Here is a 19,095-nt window from a genome sequence, read left to right on the forward strand (position 1 = left end):
TTAACCTACGACCAGGTTAAGCAGTTTGCCAGGGACATAAATCACTTTACGAATGGTGACGCCATCCAGATATTTCGCCACCAAATGCTCCTGCGCAGCACGCGCCTGCACCTGCTCCTGTGTCGCATCCGGCGCAACGGTAATCTTGCCGCGCACTTTGCCATTCACCTGCACCACGACCAGCAGCGAATCTTCCACCATGGCCGCTTCATCGGCTACCGGCCAGCTGGCTTCGTCAATGCTGCCTTCGCCGCCCAGCGCTTGCCACAGCACATAGCTGGCGTGCGGGGTGAACGGATAGAGTAGACGCGTCACTGCGACCAGCGCTTCCTGCAGTAGCGCGCGATCTTGATCGCTCTCCTGCGGGGCACGGATCAGTTTGTTCATCAGTTCCATGATGGCGGCGATGGCGGTGTTGAATGTCTGACGACGGCCAACATCATCGGCCACTTTGGCGATGGTCTTGTGCAGATCGCGACGCAGCGCTTTCTGATCGTCATTCAGGCTATTGACGTCCAGCTCCACGGTGGCGCCTTTCGCAATATGTTCGTAAGCCAGTTTCCATACGCGCTTCAGGAAGCGGTTGGCACCTTCAACGCCAGATTCCTGCCACTCCAGCGTCATCTCTGCTGGAGAGGCAAACATCATGAACAAACGCACGGTATCTGCGCCGTAACGCTCAACCATCAGCTGTGGATCGATGCCGTTATTTTTCGACTTCGACATTTTGCTCATGCCAGCGTAAACCACCTCACGACCTTCGGTGTCGGTGGCTTTAACAATGCGGCCTTTCTCATCGCGCTCAACGGTCACGTCAACCGGAGAAACCCAGTTGCGCTCGCCGTTCACGCCAAGGTAGTAGAACGCATCAGCCAGCACCATACCCTGACACAGCAGGCGTTTGGCAGGTTCATCTGAATTTACCAGACCGGCATCACGCAGCAGTTTGTGATAGAAGCGGAAGTACATCAGGTGCATGATGGCGTGTTCGATGCCGCCAACATACTGATCGACTGGCAGCCAGTAGTTCGCTGCCGCCGGATCCAACATACCTTCGTGGTAATTCGCACAGGTGTAACGCGCGTAATACCAGGATGATTCCATAAAGGTGTCAAATGTATCGGTTTCACGCAGCGCAGGCTGGCCGTTAACGGTGGTTTTGGCCCACTCAGGATCGGCTTTAATTGGGCTGGTGATACCGTCCATCACCACGTCTTCTGGCAGGATCACCGGCAATTGATCTTCTGGCGTTGGCATTACGGTGCCATCTTCCAGCGTTACCATCGGGATCGGTGCTCCCCAGTAGCGCTGACGGGAAACGCCCCAATCGCGCAGACGATAATTCACTTTACGCACGCCCACGCCTTTCGCAGCGAGCGCGTCGGCGATGGCGTTGAAGCCTGCTTGATGATCCAGACCGTTGTATTCGCCCGAGTTGAACAGCGCGCCCTTTTCGGTCATCGCAGCGGCACTCAGATCCGGTTCTGAACCGTCGAGATTCAGGATCACTGGCTTGATGTTCAGGTTGTACTTGGTGGCAAACTCCCAGTCACGCTGATCGTGGCCTGGAACGGCCATCACCGCGCCGGTGCCGTATTCCATCAGGACGAAGTTAGCCACCCACACCGGAATCTCTTCACCCGTCAGCGGATGGATAGCGAACAGGCCGGTAGCCACGCCTTTCTTCTCCATCGTCGCCATGTCAGCTTCGGCAACTTTGGTGGTGCGACATTCGTCAATAAACGCAGCCAGCGCGGGATTGGTGGCAGCAGCTTGCTGTGCCAGCGGATGACCTGCGGCTACCGCCACATAGGTCGCACCCATAAAGGTGTCCGGACGGGTAGTGTAAACGGTCAGCTTTTCGGCGCTGTTGGACACGTCAAAAGTGATTTCCACGCCTTCAGAACGGCCAATCCAGTTGCGCTGCATGGTTTTGACCTGCTCAGGCCAATCTTCCAGCTTATCAAGATCGTTGAGCAGCTCTTCCGCATAGGCGGTGATTTTGACAAACCACTGTGGAATCTCTTTGCGCTCAACTTTGGTGTCGCAGCGCCAGCAGCAGCCATCGATAACCTGTTCGTTGGCCAGCACGGTCTGATCGTTCGGGCACCAGTTCACCGCAGAGGTCTTTTTATAGACCATGTCTTTTTCATACAGCTTGGTAAAGAACCACTGTTCCCAGCGATAGTATTCTGGCTGGCAGGTCGCCAGTTCGCGGCTCCAGTCGTAGCCAAAGCCCAGCAATTTCAGCTGGTTCTTCATGTAGGCAATGTTGTCGTACGTCCACGGCGCAGGTGCCGTGTTGTTTTTCACCGCTGCGCCTTCTGCTGGCAGACCAAACGCATCCCAGCCGATCGGCTGCAGTACGTTTTTGCCAAGCATACGCTGATAGCGTGCAATCACATCGCCGATGGTGTAGTTACGCACGTGACCCATGTGCAGGCGGCCAGAAGGATAGGGCAGCATCGAAAGGCAGTAATATTTCTCTTTGCCTTCCTGCTCGGTCACTTTAAAGGTTTCGTTTTCGTCCCAGTGCTGTTGGACGCGGGATTCTATCTCTTCCGGGCGGTATTGCTCTTGCATGGCTGCCTGTGGTCCTTTGTGAAAATCGCTAAGCATACTTTTAGATCCGCATAGCATACCCATAAGGCTGCGCCTCAACAACTTTTCACGCCCTCGCTGACCGGATTTCTGCCGAATGCGCCACCGCTTTCACCCTTTTGTGATTTCTGCGGTGGCTGCCCATGCAATTGTGACAAAACCGCTAAACTTAACAGCAGTATCCGCAGCGGAAAGGAGAATAAAATGAATAACGTGGCGCAGGAATACCGTGCAACGATTGAAGCATTATCCCAGCGATTGGATCACGGTGAGCGCGATGTTGATGCGCTGGTCGCCGAGGCCCGGCAAAGTTTGCTGGCGAAAAAAACGCTTTCGCCCGCCGAGGTGAATGAGGTGATGCGCGCCGTGCGACGTGATTTGCACGAATTTGCGCTGAGCTATCAGGAGTCGTCCGATGTGGTCGGCGATTCCGTGTTTTTACGCGTGATTCGCGAAAGCCTGTGGAAGGAACTGGCGGATATTACTGATAAAAGTCAGTTGGAGTGGCGCGAAGTGTTTCAGGATTTACGCCATCACGGCGTTTACCAGAGCGGTGAAGTGGTGGGATTGGGCAATTTGGTGTGTGAGAAGTGCGGTTTCACGCGGGCAATTTATACGCCGGAAAGCTTAACGCGTTGCCCGGAGTGTGGGCACGATCAGTTTCAGCGCCAGCCGTTTGAACCCTGATTGATGAATGAATCAACCCGCGCGATGAATCGCGCCGCTACGGACACGCGCATATGCCGTAGCGGCGCAATTTATTGCGCTTATCAGTGCAAAATTTTCGCCAGGAAGTCTTTCGCACGATCGGATTGCGGATTGTTGAAGAAGTCATCCTTATTGGTGTCTTCGATAATTTTCCCTTCATCCATAAAGATCACGCGGTTGGCGACTTTGCGCGCAAAGCCCATTTCATGCGTTACCACCATCATGGTCATGCCTTCATTCGCCAGCTCCACCATCACGTCCAACACTTCGTTGATCATTTCAGGATCGAGCGCCGATGTCGGCTCATCAAACAGCATCGCAACCGGATCCATGCACAACGCACGCGCGATCGCCACGCGCTGCTGCTGACCACCGGAAAGCTGACCCGGGAATTTATCCGCGTGCGCAGTCAGCCCAACGCGTTTCAGCAGGCTCTGCGCTTTCTCACGCGAGGCCGCTTTATCACGTTTCAGTACTTTGACCTGCGCCAGCGTCAGGTTCTCGATGATGCTGAGATGCGGGAATAACTCGAAGTGCTGGAACACCATGCCTACTTTGCTACGCAGTTGGGCGAGGTTGGTTTTTTTGTTGTTCACTTCGGTGCCGGTCACCTGAATGCTGCCCTTTTGAATCGGCTCCAGACCGTTCACGGTTTTAATCAGCGTTGATTTACCTGAGCCAGACGGACCGCAGACCACTACTACTTCACCTTTTTTCACTTCGGTGGAGCAGTCGGTCAGCACCTGAAAGTGCCCATACCACTTTGAAACATTTTTCAGGCTAATCATTTAAACCGTCCTCTTTCTTTTCAGATAGGTAACCAACAGCGAAGCGCTCAGGCTGATCACGAAGTAGACCAGACCAGCAAACAAAATCATTTCAACCTGGGTTCCGTCGCGCTCACCAATGGTTGAAGCGGTACGGAAGAAATCGGCCAGGCTCAGTACATACACCAGCGAGGTATCCTGGAACAGCACGATGCCCTGCGTCAGCAGCAGCGGCACCATGGCGCGGAACGCCTGCGGCAGCACGATCAGTTTCATCGATTGCCAGTGCGTCATGCCGAGCGCCAGCGCGGCGTTGGATTGCCCGCGTGAGATGCTCTGAATACCTGCACGGATGATTTCCGAATAGTACGCAGCCTCAAATAGCGCAAATGCCACCATGGCGGAAATCAGGCGGATATCCGATTTAGGCGATAAGCCCAGCACCTGTTGCAGGAATGCGGGCACCACCAAATAGAACCACAGCAGCACCATCACCAGCGGTACGGAGCGGAACAGGTTGACGTACAGCTTGGCAAACCAGCGCACCGGTGCAATTGGCGACAAGCGCATCATCGCCAAAATCGTGCCCCAGATAATGCCAAACACCACGGCAATCGCGGTGATCTTGAAGGTAATGATCAAACCATTCCACAAGTAAGGCAGGCTGGGAACGATCGAACTCCAGTCAAACTCGTACATTATTTGCCTCCCATATTGCCAGGCAGGCGAATTTTGCGTTCTACCAGACTCATAATCAGCATGATCACCAGGTTAATGCCGACGTACGCCAGAGTGATGGCGGTAAAGGATTCATAGGCGTGCGCGGAGTAATCCAGCAGCTTGCCGGCCTGCGCTGCCATATCCACCAGGCCGATGGTTGAGGCGATCGCCGAGTTCTTCACCAGGTTAAGCATTTCCGAGGTCATCGGCGGCACAATCACGCGATAGGCATTCGGCAGCAGCACATAGCGATACGTTTGCGGCAGCGTCAGGCCCATCGCTAAGCCGGCATTTTTTTGACCGCTTGGCAGCGACTGAATCGCCGCGCGCACTTGCTCACACACGCGTGCTGCGGTGAACAAGCCAAGGCAAATCGTTGATGAAACGAAGAATTGGATGTTGGGATCCAGTTCCGCTTTAAACCACATGCCGAGGTTTTCTCCGACCAGTTCAGGCGCTACCAGATACCAGAAGAAGAACTGCACAATCAGCGGGATGTTACGAAACAGCTCCACGTAACAGGTGCCAATCGTCGACAGCAGTCGGTTGGGCACGGTACGCAGAATGCCAAAGAAGGAACCTACCAGGAAGGCGATAATCCAGGCGCAGCAGGACACCGCAATGGTGACCTGAAAACCGGACCACAGCCAGCCGAGGTAAGTCGTATTGCCGAACGGGGCCTGTTCAAGAAAAATGCCCCAGTTCCAATCGATACCCATAACGAGCTCCGGTAAAAAAAGGGTAGCGAGGCTACCCATAAGATTGTTGAGCGGTGTCTTACGTCCTGCTTCAGGGGAACGGCCTGTTACAGTCTGTCTGTCCGCACCGCATTTTCAGCAATCGAGAGGGCAGCAGGACTGCCCTTGTTGTCGTTGTTAATTCAGAGTGCTTTATCGTTCGGTGCTTTGAACAGGGCCTGCATATCACTAGAGAGTTCGAAGTTCAGGTTCAGATTCTTTGGTGGAATCGGTTGTTTGAACCAGGTTTCAAACCATTTTGACGCTTCGCCAGAGGTCTGCGCCTTGGCAATGGTTTCATCCATCAACTGTTTGAACTGTGGATCCTGATTGCGCAACATGCAGCCGTAAGCTTCTTTCGATTGTGGCGTACCCACGATGTCCCAGTTGTCAGGTTTCTTGGCTTTCGCACGTTCACCCGCCAGCAGCGCGTCATCCATCATGAAGGCCACAGCACGACCGGTTTCCAGCGTGCGGAAAGAATCGCCATGGTCTTTTGCGCTGATGATGCGCATATCCATTTTCTTGTCATCATTCAGCTTGTGCAGCAGAACTTCAGAGGTGGTCCCGGAAGTGACAACAACGGTTTTACCCTTGAGATCAGCGAAATCTTTGATGTCACCGCCTTTTTTCACCAGCAGACGCGTACCAATGATGAACACGGTGTCAGAGAATGCCGCTTGTTTCTGACGCTCCAGGTTGTTGGTGGTCGAACCGCACTCAAAATCGTACGTCCCGTTCTGCAACAGTGGAATACGGTTCTGCGAGGTGATTGGCAGCATTTTGATCTGCAAATCGGGCTTATTCAGTTTGGCCTTAATGGCGGCAATGATGGCGTTTGAATAATCCTGTGAATAGCCAACCACTTTTTGTTGGTTGTCATAGTAAGAAAAGGGAACTGATGATTCACGATGCCCAACGACGATTACGCCGCTATCATTGATTTTTTTCAGGGTACCGGTGAAATCTTCCGCCTGGGCCGCTCCCGCTGCTGCTCCCAGCAGCAAAAGAGATAATGCCACTTTGCGTATCTGCATGTTCCAACTCCTTCGTATGGATGTCGCGCAGAACATAAACTGCGCAGATTGTGATGTTGTGTGTATTTCGTGCTGCTTTTTTAGTTATCCCATAGCGCAACTGCGCGCAGGATAGTGATTAACATAGCGAATTGTTAACGCAATGAAACAAAAAAGTTTCTTTTTTGCGAGCCGCTCCGCACCAATAAAAGGCAAAAATCGACCTATGCGCTAATGCAGTGCGCAGCATTGCCTTAAATTAGTGCGTAAAGGTTGCATTACGCTGACAAAAGCCGATGTTTACGAAAATCACTGAAATAAATAGCAATGATCGTGCCAGCACGATGAATAAGTGTAAAAAGCCAGCAGAGAATCGGGGAACGCAGAGTAGAAGGGGGAGAAAACAGCGCATTAAAAAGGCGAAGTGTGCACTTCGCCTGTCAGAGTTGCATCCTGAATCAGTGGCGGCGACGCAGAATGGCCACAACAATGCCCATCAGTGTCAGAAGCCAAACCGGCCAGATGCCCGCTTTGGCGTACGGTGTTTCACCTTGAGTCGGCGTCACTTTGGCTTCCAGCACATCACGGGTGAACTGTGGCAACGCTTTCTCCACCTCGCCGTTGGCATTCACTACCGCGGTAACACCGTTATTGGTGGAGCGCAGCAACGGACGTCCCAGCTCCAGCGCGCGCATGCGTGCCATCTGGAAATGCTGCCATGGCCCAATAGAGTGACCGAACCAGGCATCGTTGGAGACGGTCAGCAGGAAGTTGGTATCGGGCCTGAAGTTGGCGCGTACTTGTTCACCCAGCACGATCTCATAGCAGATAGCGCTGGTCAGGTTATATCCCGACACTTTCAGCTGCGGCTGTATATAGGCGCCACGGCTGAAGGAGGACATCGGCAAATCAAAGAACGGCGCCAGCGGACGCAGCAGCTCTTCCAGCGGTACAAATTCACCAAATGGCACCAGATGATTTTTCTGATAGCGGTTCTGGCTTTGATAGCTGTAAGGCTGTTCGCCGCCCAGCACAATCACGGAGTTGTAGTCGTGATAGCGATTATCACCTTCCACGCGAGAATCCACGATACCGGTAATCAGTGAACTGCCGCGCGCGCGCAGTTCAGCATCCAGCGCTCGCAGGAACGGCTGCTGGTTACTCTCTAAATCGGTAATGGCCGATTCGGGCCAGATAATAATCGGTGCCTTGCCGATATAAGGCTGGCTGTAAGAGGTGTAAACGCGCAGCGTGTTCAGCAACTGCTGCGGATCCCACTTCATCGACTGTGGGATGTTGCCTTGCACCATCGCAATATCGACGCTGCGTTGCGGCAGCGGCTGATACCACTGCAACATGCGCAGCGGCCACGGCAGCAATAGCAGTAACGCGGCGGCGATTAAACTTTTCACGCTACGATGATGCAACGCATGCGCCAGCAATCCGGCGATCACCATCAGCAGGAAGGTGATGGTTTCCACACCGGCTAACGGCGCTAAACCTTTTAGCGGACCGTCAATCTGGCTGTAGCCAAACTGCAGCCACGGAAATCCGGTCAGAACCCAACCGCGCAGGAATTCGCTTATTTGCCACAAGGCAGGTGCCGCCAGCGCTAAACGCCACAGCGAAGCGCGTGGCCAGAAGCGGTTAAGCAGGCTGGCGAACAGCAGCGGATAGAGTGACAGATAAGCCGCCAGCAGAATCACCAGGAAGATATTAACCGGGCCGGGCATACCGCCAAAGGTGGCGATGCTGACGTAAACCCAGTTAATGCCGCTACCAAATAGGCCAAAGCCCCAGACGAAGCCGATGGCTGCTGCCTGGGCAGGACGGCGTTCCAGCAGCAACAGTTGCAGACCAAACAGCGAAACTAACGCCGCGGGCCAGAAATCGTAGGGGGAAAAGGAAAGGGTGCCAACGGCACCCGAAATTAACGCCAGCAGCAGGCGAACCCGCTGCTGCGAGTAAAGAGAGGCTAAAGCCATAAAGTTATTCGTCTTCCAGTTGCGGTTGTGGTGAGTCTTCCGGAATTTTTACATGCACCTGGATGATACGGCGGCTGTCAGCCATGGCGACTTTGAATTGATAGCCATCAATGACAATACTTTCGCCGCGAGCGGGAAGGTGGCCGAAGCCCTGCATGACCAATCCGCCAATGGTATCGACTTCATCATCACTGAAATCGGTGCCAAAGACCTCATTGAAATCTTCAATTTGCGTCAGGGCGCGCATGGTATAGGTGTAACGATTGAGCTGGCGGATATCACGATCTTCTTCATCGTCATACTCATCTTCAATTTCGCCGACAATCAGCTCAAGGATATCTTCAATGGTCACCAGTCCGGAGACGCCGCCAAATTCATCAATGACAATCGCCATGTGATAACGCTGCGAGCGGAACTCCTTCAGCATACGGTCTACGCGCTTGCTTTCAGGCACCACCACGGCGGTACGCAGTACTTTTTCCATGCTAAACGGCTCAGACGCGCTGGTCATAAACGGCAGCAGGTCCTTGGCCATCAAAATACCTTCAACATGGTCTTTGTCTTCGCTGATCACCGGGAAGCGTGAATGCGCAGATTCAATAATCACCGCAAGGCACTCTTCCAGAGTTTGGTTGCGTTTCAGGGTGATCATTTGCGAGCGTGGGATCATAATGTCGCGCACGCGCTGGTCGGCAATATCCAGCACCCCTTCGAGCATGTCGCGGGTATCCTGGTCGATCAGCTCTTTCTGCTCAGAATCGCGGATTAACCCCAGCAGTTCATCACGGTTTTTTGGTTCACCGTGAAACAGTTGGTTGATTAACAGGGAGAAAAATCCCTTTTTACTACTGGGTGCGTCGCTGTTTTGAGAATGGTCGTCGCTCATGGCGTTTTTATTTAGTTCTCTCTAATGAGGGATTGGGGCTGCCGGCATCCACGCCAGCAGCGCAATAACCTGAACCAGCGGCTCAGGCGTCTTCTTTCTCCGAAATGTACGGATCAGGATAACCAAGAGCAAGCATTATCTCGGTCTCCAGCGCCTCCATCTCTTCGGCTTCTTCATCTTCGATATGGTCGTAACCCAGCAGATGCAGCGTTCCGTGCACCACCATATGCGCCCAGTGGGCTTCGACAGTTTTGCCTTGTTCAGCAGCCTCTTGCTCGACAACCTGACGGCAAATAATCAGATCGCCAAGCAACGGCAGTTCAATTCCCGGCGGTGCTTCAAACGGGAATGACAGCACGTTAGTCGGCTTATCTTTACCGCGATAAGTCAGATTAAGCTCATTACTCTCCGCTTCATCCACCAGGCGGATCGTCACTTCGCTTTCTGGTTGAAATGGCGTGACTGCTGCTTCAAGCCAGCGTTGAAACTCATGTTCCGCGGGCAGATGGTTTTCATCGGCGCAGGCCAGCTGTAGATCAAGAATCACCGCGCTCATGAACGCTCCTGCGTACTGGTTTGGCTGGCAAGCTGAGCCGCGATAGCTTCGCGTTTGCGCTCTTCTGCCTGTTGATCGCGGCGTTTCTGGTCGGCGGTCTCCCAGGCCTCATAGGCATTCACGATGCGTGCGACAACCGGATGACGTACTACGTCTTCGCTGTGGAAAAAGTTAAAGCTAATTTCATCGACTTCTGCCAGCACTTCAATGGCGTGGCGCAGGCCGGATTTGGTGCTGCGCGGCAAGTCAATCTGCGTCACATCACCGGTAATGACCGCTTTCGAATTGAAGCCGATACGCGTCAGGAACATCTTCATCTGTTCGATGGTGGTGTTCTGGCTCTCATCCAGGATCACGAAAGCATCGTTCAGCGTACGTCCGCGCATGTAGGCCAGCGGAGCCACTTCTATCACGTTACGCTCAATCAGCTTCTCTACACGCTCAAAACCGAGCATTTCGAACAGCGCGTCGTACAGTGGGCGCAGATACGGATCGACTTTCTGGCTGAGATCGCCGGGCAGGAAGCCGAGTTTTTCACCGGCTTCAACCGCAGGACGTGTCAGCAGGATACGACGAATCTCCTGACGCTCCAGCGCATCAACCGCGGCCGCCACTGCCAGATAGGTTTTACCGGTACCGGCAGGGCCGATACCAAAGGTGATGTCGTGGGCGAAGATATTGGCGATGTATTGCGCCTGATTAGGCGTACGCGGTTTGATCACGCCGCGCTTGGTCTTGATGTTCACCGCTTTACCGAATTCCGGCACGCTCTCCGCGCTCTGTTCCAGCACGCGGCTCTCTTTGATCGCCAGGTGGATCTGGTCCGGTTCGATATCTTTAATCTGACCACGCATGGGGGCGGTATCAACGTACAGCGTGCGTAGGATATTGACGGCAGCGTCTACGCACAGCGCGCGCCCAGTCAGGGTGAATTGGTTATCGCGGCGTTTGATTTCAATGCCCAAACGGCGCTCCAACTGTTTCACATTGTCATCCATCGGACCGCACAAGCTCATCAGTTGTTGGTTATCTGCCGGTTCAAGGGCGATTTCACGCGTTTCGATATTCAAATGAATCCTTAAGGTCACTCAGGGCCAGTTGAAAAGGTGTGCCGAAGGCTGAAGGAAAAGTTTCAGCATCTTTAGGGAATTATTTATGGCGCTGCGCAGAGGCGCAAGCTTCAGAAACGATATTTGGGCAGCACTTGTGTAAAGCAAGGGCTTTAAGATGCAACAGGCGACAGCGCTTTGTGCGCTGCCGCTCAACGTTCGAGGTTTCACGGCTGGAACATAGCGACGCCAATGTCGTTCTCTTTGCGGGTACGGGCAATCACTGACGCCGGGCTTTCGGCCACACGCAGCGCCATTTGCGCTTCGGTGCGAACCAGCACGCCACGCAGGGAACTGGCATACACATCAACAATTTCGACATCAACAAACTTACCGATCATTTCTACTGGCGCTTCAAAATTGACCACGCGGTTATTATCCGTGCGGCCAGTCAGCTCCATCACATTCTTACGCGAAATGCCTTCTACCAGCACACGCTGTGTGGTGCCCAGCATGCGGCGACTCCATGCCATCACCTGCTGATTGATGCGGTCCTGCAGGATGAAAAGACGCTGTTTTTTCTCGTCTTCTGACACATCGTCTGGCAGATCGGCCGCGGGCGTTCCTGGTCGCATGGAGTAGATAAAGCTGAAGCTGACATCGAAATTCACGTCGCCAACCAGCTTCATGGTCTGCTCAAAATCCTGCTGCGTTTCGCCGGGGAAACCGATGATGAAATCGGAGCTCAGCTGAATATCCGGACGCGCGGCTTTCAGTTTGCGGATAATCGCTTTGTACTCCAGCGCGGTGTGAGCGCGTTTCATCAGCGTCAGAATGCGATCCGAGCCGCTCTGTACCGGCAGGTGCAGGAAACTCGCCAGCTCTGGCGTATCGCGATAAACCTCGATGATGTCATCGGTAAATTCGATCGGATGGCTGGTGGTGAAGCGAATACGATCAATGCCGTCAATTGCCGCAACTAAGCGCAGCAATTCAGCAAAGGTGCAGACGTCGCCATCAAAAGTGGCACCGCGATAGGCGTTGACATTCTGGCCCAGCAGATTGACTTCCCGCACGCCCTGAGCGGCAAGCTGGGCGATTTCCAGCAGAATATCATCGCTTGGGCGGCTGACTTCCTCGCCGCGGGTGTAAGGCACCACGCAGAAAGTACAATATTTGTTGCAGCCTTCCATGATGGAAACAAAGGCCGTTGGACCATCGGCGCGCGGTTCTGGCAGGCGGTCAAACTTCTCAATTTCCGGGAAGCTGATATCAACAACCGGGCTTTTACTACCGCGCACGGTGTTAATCATCTCCGGCAGGCGATGTAAGGTCTGCGGGCCAAAGACGATATCTACGTAACTGGCGCGTTGACGCAGGCGCTCGCCTTCCTGCGAGGCGACACAGCCGCCGACGCCGATGATGAGTTCGGGGTTGTTTGCTTTCAGCTTTTTCCAACGGCCTAACAGAGCAAAAACCTTCTCCTGCGCCTTTTCACGAATAGAGCAAGTGTTGAGCAGCAGAACGTCCGCCTCTTCAGCTTCCTCGGTGAGGGTGTAGCCGTGCGTACTGTTCAGCAGGTCGGCCATTTTTGATGAATCGTATTCGTTCATCTGACAGCCCCAGGTTTTGATATGCAGTTTTTTGGTCATCGAACTAGCCATTGATTAAAGCGAAGTGCAGGGCGCGTATTGTAATGCCTCGCTGCTGCTGTGACCAGCTAACCCTGCATACTTCACGCTGCAGGTGCGTTGCATCCGCTTATCCCAGTAACTTACTTTTGTAAGCGCCTGGAATAAGCGCACTTATCGGCTTCCTGCCACGCGACGTATGCAGGGTGAAGTGCACATCTGATCAGACGACGAATTTCCGGTACACTTTAGCTATCAACGTGATGCTGTCAGGTCTCACGACAAAAAGAAGGATTAGAGTCGATGCAGGATTCACATTTTGATGTGGTGATCGTGGGCGGTGGCATGGTCGGCGCGGCGCTGGCGTGTGGGCTGGCACAGCAACAGTTTCGCGTAGCGGTGATTGAACGAGCGGAACCTGCGGCCTTTGATGCCAGTAGCGATCCGGATGTGCGAATTTCCGCGATTGGCGCTTCGTCGGTGGCATTGCTACAGCAACTGGAGGTCTGGCCGCGCGTGCAGGCGATGCGTTGTGCGCCTTATCGTCAGCTGGAAACCTGGGAGTGGCAAAACGCGCATGTGACGTTTGATGCGGCGTCGCTGGGATTGCCTGAGTTGGGCTTTATGGTGGAAAACAGCGTGCTGCAACGTGCGCTGTGGGAAAAGATGCAGGAAGAGGGCATCGAGCTGATTTGCCCGGCGAGTTTGCAGGGGTTGCAGCCGCATAACGCCGGCTGGCATGTGCAACTCGATAACGGTCAAACGCTGGATGCGCGTTTAGTGGTAGGCGCAGATGGCGCCAACTCGCGTGTGCGTCAATTAGCGGGCATCGGCGTGCATGGCTGGAACTATGCGCAATCCTGCATGCTCATCAGCGTGGAGTGTGAGCAGGATGCCGGCGATTCAACCTGGCAGCAGTTTACACCACAAGGGCCGCGCGCGTTTCTGCCGCTATTTGATCGTCGTGCTTCGCTGGTGTGGTACGACGCGCCAGCGCGCATCCGTCAGTTGCAAAGTTTGTCGCTCCAGCAGCTGGAGAAAGAGATTTATGCGCATTTCCCGTCACGCGTTGGGCGTATTCAGGTGAAAACCGCCGCCTCTTTCCCGCTGGTGCGACGTCATGCCACGCGTTACGTGATGCCGGGATTAGCGCTGGTAGGTGATGCGGCACACACCATCAATCCGCTGGCCGGGCAGGGCGTTAATCTGGGATATCGGGATGTAGACGCCTTGATCACGACGCTGGTGGAGGCGCGAAGCCAGGCTGAGCTTTGGTCGTCGGATGCCGTGCTGCAGCGTTATCATCGCCAGCGTTATAAAGACAACTTACTCATGCAAGGTGGGATGGATCTGTTCTACTTTGCGTTTAGCAATAAACTACCGCCATTACGCGTGGTACGTAACCTGGCGCTGATTGCGGCGCAGAATGCCGGATCGTTGAAGCGCAAGGTGCTGCGTTATGCATTAGGTTTGTGATACGCCGGGAGCGCATTCATGCGCTCCTGACTTGCCGATAAGCAGAAAACAATAAAGCCCGCATAAGCGGGCTTTATTGTGCAATTTGGCTGGGGTGCAGGGATTCGAACCCCGGAATGCTGGTATCAGAAACCAGTGCCTTACCGCTTGGCGACACCCCATTAGGTGTTTATCAAATTGTCTTTTTATGGCTGGGGTGCAGGGATTCGAACCCCGGAATGCTGGTATCAGAAACCAGAGCCTTACCGCTTGGCGACACCCCAATAATTTGGTGGCTACGACGGGATTTGAACCTGTGACCCCATCATTATGAGTGATGTGCTCTAACCAGCTGAGCTACGTAGCCTTTGTACTGCTTACTGCCTTTAACGATGGCTGGGATACCTGGATTCGAACCAGGGAATGCCGGTATCAAAAACCGGTGCCTTACCGCTTGGCGATATCCCATTCGTCGATTTTGTATCCACAACATGTTCCGGATTGGCTGGGGTACCAGGATTCGAACCTGGGAATGCTGGTATCAAAAACCAGTGCCTTACCGCTTGGCGATACCCCATCCGGCTGCCGAAGACTGAAATGGTGCGGGAGGCGAGACTTGAACTCGCACACCTTGCGGCGCTAGAACCTAAATCTAGTGCGTCTACCAATTTCGCCACTCCCGCAAAAGATGGTGGCTACGACGGGATTTGAACCTGTGACCCCATCATTATGAGTGATGTGCTCTAACCAGCTGAGCTACGTAGCCATCTTTTTCGCGTAACCTTCATCGGCGTTGCGGGGCGCATTATGCGTATTGAGTCTTGTAGCGTCAACAATTTTTTTGTCGAATTTCGCCTTAAAAACGCCTGTTTGTCTGGCTTGTAACCAGGCTGGTGATTTATTCGGCAGATTTTAAACGTTACACGACTTATTGCATCAAAAAGAGGCTCGATTGAGCCCCTTATCTTGTTGAGTAAAAACCTTATTTATACGCCGACTGATGCACGCCAACGGCGCGGCCTGAAGGGTCATCCATTGATTTGAATGCTTCATCCCACTCAATCGCTTTTGCAGAAGAACAGGCTACCGACGGACCGCCAGGAACACACTCTGCGGCGCTGGCAATCGGGAACAATTCTTCAAAAATTTCACGATACAGATACGCTTCTTTCGAGTTTGGCGTGTTGTACGGGAAGCGGAAGTGCGCAGTAGACAACTGTTGATCGCTAATTTGTTTCGCCGCCACTTCTTTCAACGTATCAATCCAGCTATAGCCTACACCGTCAGAGAACTGCTCTTTCTGGCGCCACGCTACGCTCTCTGGCAGATAAGAAGAGAAACATTCGCGCAGGATGTGTTTTTCCATCTTGCCGTTGCTGCCGCACAGCTTGTCTTCAGGGTTGATGCGCATTGCCACGTCGAGGAATTTCTTATCGAGGAACGGCACACGCGCTTCCACGCCCCAGGCGGACATCGCTTTGTTGGCGCGAGCACAGTCAAACATGTGCAGGGCCAACAATTTACGCACGTTTTCTTCGTGGAATTCTTTTGCATTTGGCGCTTTGTGGAAATAGAGGTAGCCGCCAAAGACTTCATCCGCACCTTCACCGGATAACACCATTTTGATGCCCATCGCTTTAATCTTACGCGACATCAAATACATCGGCGTAGAAGCGCGAATGGTGGTCACGTCGTAGGTCTCAATGTGATAAATCACGTCACGAATCGCATCCAAACCTTCCTGCACGGTAAAATGGATTTCGTGGTGCACGGTGCCAAGGTGTTCTGCTACCGATTTCGCTGCTTTCAGGTCTGGAGAACCTTCCAGGCCAACGGCGAAAGAGTGCAGCTGCGGCCACCATGCATCGCTCTTATCGGCATCTTCAACGCGTTTCGCAGCGAAGCGTTTGGTCACGGCAGAGATGATTGAAGAATCGAGACCGCCAGACAGCAGCACACCGTAAGGTACGTCGGACATCAGATGGCTTTTCACTGACTCTTCCAGCGCATGTTTCAGCTCTGCGGCATCGGTGGTGTTGTGCTCAACGGCAGAAAACTCCATCCAGTCACGCTGCCAGTAACGACGGATTTCACCATCGGCGCTCGACATGTAACTTCCCGGTGGGAACTCTTTGATGCTGCGGCACACCGGCACCAGCGCTTTCATCTCGGAAGCGACATACAGGTTGCCGTGCTCGTCGTTACCCATATACAGCGGGATAATCCCGATATGGTCGCGGCCAATCAGATATTGTTGCTTCACGCTGTCCCACAGGATGAAGGCGAACATGCCTTGCAGTTCATCGAGGAAATCGACGCCTTTCTCCTGATAAAGTGCGAGGATCACTTCACAGTCAGAGCCGGTCTGGAATGCATAACGATCGCTCAGCTCAGCACGCAGCGACTGATGGTTGTAAATTTCGCCGTTAACAGCCAGTACGTGGGTGTGGTCAGCGTTATACAGCGGCTGTGCGCCGTTGTTAACGTCAACAATCGATAGACGCTCATGCACCAGAATGGCTTTATCATCCGCATAAACACCTGACCAATCTGGGCCGCGGTGACGCATCAGACGAGAAGATTCCAGCGCTTTCTTGCGCAGCTCAATAGGATCGCTTTTCAGATCCAGCACACCAAAAATTGAACACATAACTGACTCCTGATCTCACCTTGTGGCGAAGTAATTTTTACGTTTGTCCGGCAGCCTCGACTGCGTGATGTATAAGAAAATGCGCTAAATGGTGGTGTTGGTGCAAGCAAAATTGCGATTCTTTGATAAAAAGAATGTTGATGAGCGAGTAATATTGAATATTATCTAATTAATTGATGAATATTTTAGATGGCATCTAATGAATCGGTGTTGTCGTTCGTTTTATGCGCATAATTAGTGCGGCGTAGAAATGGGTAACGACAGTAAAAACAAAAGCCCTGCATGTGCAGGGCTATAAGAAGAGGTGATGGCTGGCGTCAGAACAGGTCGATATCGGCGACCGATGGATAAATCCAATCCGGGCGGAAAGGCATCGCATCGATATCACTGAGCGTTGAAACCCCCGACAGCACCAGAATCGTTTCCAGCCCCGCCTGGAAGCCCGCCAGAATGTCAGTACGCAGGTTATCACCGACGATCACTGTCTCTTCCGAATGCGCATGCATTTTGTTTAGCGCAGCGCGCATGATGTACGGACTTGGCTTGCCGACGTAAAACGGTTTACGGCCGGAGATGGTTTCAATGCCAGCGCATAGCGCACCGCAGGCAGGGACAAAACCGCGCGCGTGCGTATCGGGGTTGGTGGCGATGAAACGTGCGCCATTGGCCACAAAGAAGGCGGCTTTGTGCATCATGTCCCAATTGAAAGAGCGTGTTTCACCGACGATGACAAAGTCTGGGTTAACGTCGGTGATGGTAAAGCCGGCTTTATACAGCTCATGGATCAGTGCACCTTCGCCAATCACATAGGCTTTTTTCCCTTCCTGACGACGCAGGAAATCGGCGGTGGCCATCGCCGAGGTGTAAAACACCGAATCCGGAACCTCAATGCCTGCGTTGGCAAAGCGGTTCGCCAGATCAAGAGCGGTTTGTGAAGGATAGTTGGTCAGCACCACCAACGGCATATCCTTCGCCAGAATGCGCTGCAGAAATTCGTTCGCGCCGGGAACGGCGGTATTGTCATGCATCAACACGCCGTCGATGTCACAGATTACGCTTTTAATCGTCATAAATTGCATCCGGTCGGGCCTGCTAAACAGCAGGCTGGTGGTTACTCTTCCAGCAGATGTTGCAGCAAAATACCGTTCAGCATAGCGCGTTTTGCCAATGCAAAAGCGCCAATTGCCGAGCGATGATCGAGCTCGGAACGCACAACCGGCAAGTTTTTACGGAAGGCAGCGAGCGCCTGCGTATTGATGCAACCTTCAATGGCAGGGAACAGCACTTTATCGGCTTCGGTGATCTCACCGGCCAACACCACTTTTTGTGGATTGAATAAGTTGATGGCGATGGCGATAGCCTTACCTAAATAGCGGCCGACATGTTCAATCACTTCGCACGCCAGCGCGTCGCCGTGATTAGCTGCGCGGCAAATCTGCGGCATCAGACAATCATTCAGCGTTAAGGTGCTTGGATAGCCTTGATTAAGCAGATGACGTACGCGATTTTCAATCGCACTATTAGCCGCAATGGTTTCCAGACAGCCAAAGTTACCGCAGTGGCAGCGTTCACCTAACGGATCGACCTGGATGTGACCGATCTCGCCAACGTTGCCGTTGCTGCCGAGAAAGATATGGCCATTGGCGATGATTCCGGCGCCGGTACCACGATGCAAACGCACCAGAATGGAGTCTGCGCAATCGCGACTTGCACCGAAGTAGTGCTCGGCTAGTGCCAGGCTGCGAATATCATGTCCAACAAAGCTGGTCACGTTAAAGCGTTTTTTTAAGCTGGAAACCAGCGGCCAGTGACTCACCGCGATATGGGGCATGTAGCGGATGATGCCATTAATCGGATCGACTAAACCAGGCAGAATCACCGCAATGGCAATCAGTTCATGGATCTTACGCTGATGCGCCGCCATAAAGGCGCTGATGGCATTGAACAGCGCGTTCTCCAGCGTTTCCTGGGTACGCTCCGGCAGCGGATAATCTTCCTGCGCCAGCGATTTTCCGCTTAGATCAAATAAGGTTAATGTGGCGTCATTACGCCCCAGGCGTACGCCGATAGTATGAAAATGACGCGTTTCAGTAATAATCGAGATAGCGCGGCGCCCACCGGTGGAGGCTTGTTGCTCCACCTCTTTGATGAGGCCGCGCTCAATAAGCTGGCGGGTAATTTTGGTGACACTGGCGGGCGCAAGCTGGCTATGTTCAGCAATCTGAATGCGCGAAATCGGTCCTTGTTGATCTATTAACCGATAGACGGCTGCACTGTTGAGTTGTTTAACAAGATCGACATTTCCTATTTGAGACTGGCCGCCAGTGGTCATTC

At 53.2% G+C, this 19,095-nt stretch carries 15 protein-coding genes and 7 tRNA genes; 2 read left to right on the forward strand and 20 right to left on the reverse strand.

The genetic code is table 11. The features are described from left to right. Positions 1–2,583, reverse strand: a complete 2,583-nt coding sequence (leuS, locus tag ACRQ84_RS01425; protein WP_483816993.1) for a leucine--tRNA ligase — start codon at positions 2,581–2,583, stop codon at positions 1–3. A gap of 222 nt (positions 2,584–2,805) precedes the next feature. On the opposite strand from leuS, the gene ACRQ84_RS01430 reads away from it, so the two are divergent. Beyond that, the gene (locus ACRQ84_RS01430) at positions 2,806–3,288 is read left to right on the forward strand and encodes a zinc ribbon-containing protein (protein WP_007890691.1); all 483 of its coding nucleotides are present in this window, start codon (positions 2,806–2,808) and stop codon (positions 3,286–3,288) included. 83 nt (positions 3,289–3,371) lie between these two features. Here ACRQ84_RS01430 and ACRQ84_RS01435 read toward each other — a convergent pair whose 3' ends face one another. From ACRQ84_RS01435 to miaB, 9 genes are all read right to left on the reverse strand, one after another. Next, on the reverse strand, positions 3,372–4,097 hold the full coding sequence (locus tag ACRQ84_RS01435; RefSeq protein WP_061717389.1) for an amino acid ABC transporter ATP-binding protein: 726 nt from the start codon (positions 4,095–4,097) through the stop codon (positions 3,372–3,374). Beyond that, positions 4,098–4,775 (reverse strand): glutamate/aspartate ABC transporter permease GltK, encoded by a 678-nt coding sequence (gene gltK, locus ACRQ84_RS01440; RefSeq protein WP_483816994.1) that lies wholly within the window; start codon positions 4,773–4,775, stop codon positions 4,098–4,100. It lies immediately after the preceding gene. Next, positions 4,775–5,515, reverse strand: coding sequence for an amino acid ABC transporter permease (locus ACRQ84_RS01445; protein ID WP_064740553.1), 741 nt, complete (start codon positions 5,513–5,515; stop codon positions 4,775–4,777). The genes gltK and ACRQ84_RS01445 overlap by 1 nt, the downstream gene beginning before the upstream one ends. A gap of 161 nt (positions 5,516–5,676) precedes the next feature. Next, on the reverse strand, positions 5,677–6,570 hold the full coding sequence (locus ACRQ84_RS01450; RefSeq protein WP_064740554.1) for a glutamate/aspartate ABC transporter substrate-binding protein: 894 nt from the start codon (positions 6,568–6,570) through the stop codon (positions 5,677–5,679). A 437-nt stretch (positions 6,571–7,007) separates the two neighbouring features. After that, entirely contained in the window at positions 7,008–8,534 is a 1,527-nt protein-coding gene (gene lnt, locus ACRQ84_RS01455; RefSeq protein WP_483816995.1) for an apolipoprotein N-acyltransferase, read from the reverse strand. Between the two features lie 4 nt (positions 8,535–8,538). Next, positions 8,539–9,420: a CNNM family magnesium/cobalt transport protein CorC gene (corC, locus tag ACRQ84_RS01460; RefSeq protein WP_064740556.1), complete on the reverse strand. Its 882-nt coding sequence runs from the start codon at positions 9,418–9,420 to the stop codon at positions 8,539–8,541. 82 nt (positions 9,421–9,502) lie between these two features. Beyond that, the gene (gene ybeY / locus ACRQ84_RS01465) at positions 9,503–9,976 is read right to left on the reverse strand and encodes an rRNA maturation RNase YbeY (protein ID WP_064740557.1); all 474 of its coding nucleotides are present in this window, start codon (positions 9,974–9,976) and stop codon (positions 9,503–9,505) included. Continuing rightward, positions 9,973–11,046 (reverse strand): PhoH family protein, encoded by a 1,074-nt coding sequence (locus ACRQ84_RS01470; protein ID WP_483816996.1) that lies wholly within the window; start codon positions 11,044–11,046, stop codon positions 9,973–9,975. Before ACRQ84_RS01470 ends, ybeY begins: the two co-directional genes overlap by 4 nt. Before the next feature lie 206 nt (positions 11,047–11,252). Continuing rightward, on the reverse strand, positions 11,253–12,677 hold the full coding sequence (gene miaB / locus ACRQ84_RS01475) for a tRNA (N6-isopentenyl adenosine(37)-C2)-methylthiotransferase MiaB (protein WP_483816997.1): 1,425 nt from the start codon (positions 12,675–12,677) through the stop codon (positions 11,253–11,255). 282 nt (positions 12,678–12,959) lie between these two features. Between miaB and ubiF the strand changes: the two genes are divergently transcribed. Then, positions 12,960–14,132, forward strand: coding sequence for a 3-demethoxyubiquinol 3-hydroxylase (ubiF, locus tag ACRQ84_RS01480; RefSeq protein ID WP_483816998.1), 1,173 nt, complete (start codon positions 12,960–12,962; stop codon positions 14,130–14,132). A gap of 86 nt (positions 14,133–14,218) precedes the next feature. On the opposite strand, the gene ACRQ84_RS01485 is transcribed toward ubiF, so the two are convergent. The 10 genes from ACRQ84_RS01485 to nagC all read right to left on the reverse strand — a co-directional run bounded on the left by ACRQ84_RS01485 (position 14,219) and on the right by nagC (position 19,093). Continuing rightward, positions 14,219–14,293 (reverse strand) — tRNA-Gln (locus tag ACRQ84_RS01485). Between the two features lie 27 nt (positions 14,294–14,320). Then, positions 14,321–14,395: transfer RNA gene (locus ACRQ84_RS01490), tRNA-Gln, on the reverse strand. 6 nt (positions 14,396–14,401) lie between these two features. Then, positions 14,402–14,478, reverse strand: a tRNA-Met gene (locus tag ACRQ84_RS01495). A 26-nt stretch (positions 14,479–14,504) separates the two neighbouring features. Beyond that, positions 14,505–14,579, reverse strand: a tRNA-Gln gene (locus ACRQ84_RS01500). 34 nt (positions 14,580–14,613) lie between these two features. Then, positions 14,614–14,688, reverse strand: a tRNA-Gln gene (locus ACRQ84_RS01505). 21 nt (positions 14,689–14,709) lie between these two features. Beyond that, positions 14,710–14,794 (reverse strand) — tRNA-Leu (locus ACRQ84_RS01510). Positions 14,795–14,800: 6 nt separating this feature from the next. Beyond that, positions 14,801–14,877 (reverse strand) — tRNA-Met (locus ACRQ84_RS01515). Between the two features lie 216 nt (positions 14,878–15,093). Further along, the gene (asnB, locus tag ACRQ84_RS01520) at positions 15,094–16,761 is read right to left on the reverse strand and encodes an asparagine synthase B (RefSeq protein ID WP_483816999.1); all 1,668 of its coding nucleotides are present in this window, start codon (positions 16,759–16,761) and stop codon (positions 15,094–15,096) included. A 317-nt stretch (positions 16,762–17,078) separates the two neighbouring features. Beyond that, positions 17,079–17,831, reverse strand: a complete 753-nt coding sequence (locus ACRQ84_RS01525; RefSeq protein ID WP_064740562.1) for an HAD-IIA family hydrolase — start codon at positions 17,829–17,831, stop codon at positions 17,079–17,081. A gap of 41 nt (positions 17,832–17,872) precedes the next feature. After that, positions 17,873–19,093 (reverse strand): DNA-binding transcriptional regulator NagC, encoded by a 1,221-nt coding sequence (gene nagC / locus ACRQ84_RS01530; RefSeq protein ID WP_483817000.1) that lies wholly within the window; start codon positions 19,091–19,093, stop codon positions 17,873–17,875. Positions 19,094–19,095 lie beyond the last annotated feature (2 nt).

The sequence above is a fragment of the Pantoea sp. E2023-21 genome, assembly GCF_051302795.1.
Lineage (GTDB): Bacteria > Pseudomonadota > Gammaproteobacteria > Enterobacterales > Enterobacteriaceae > Pantoea > Pantoea ludwigii_A.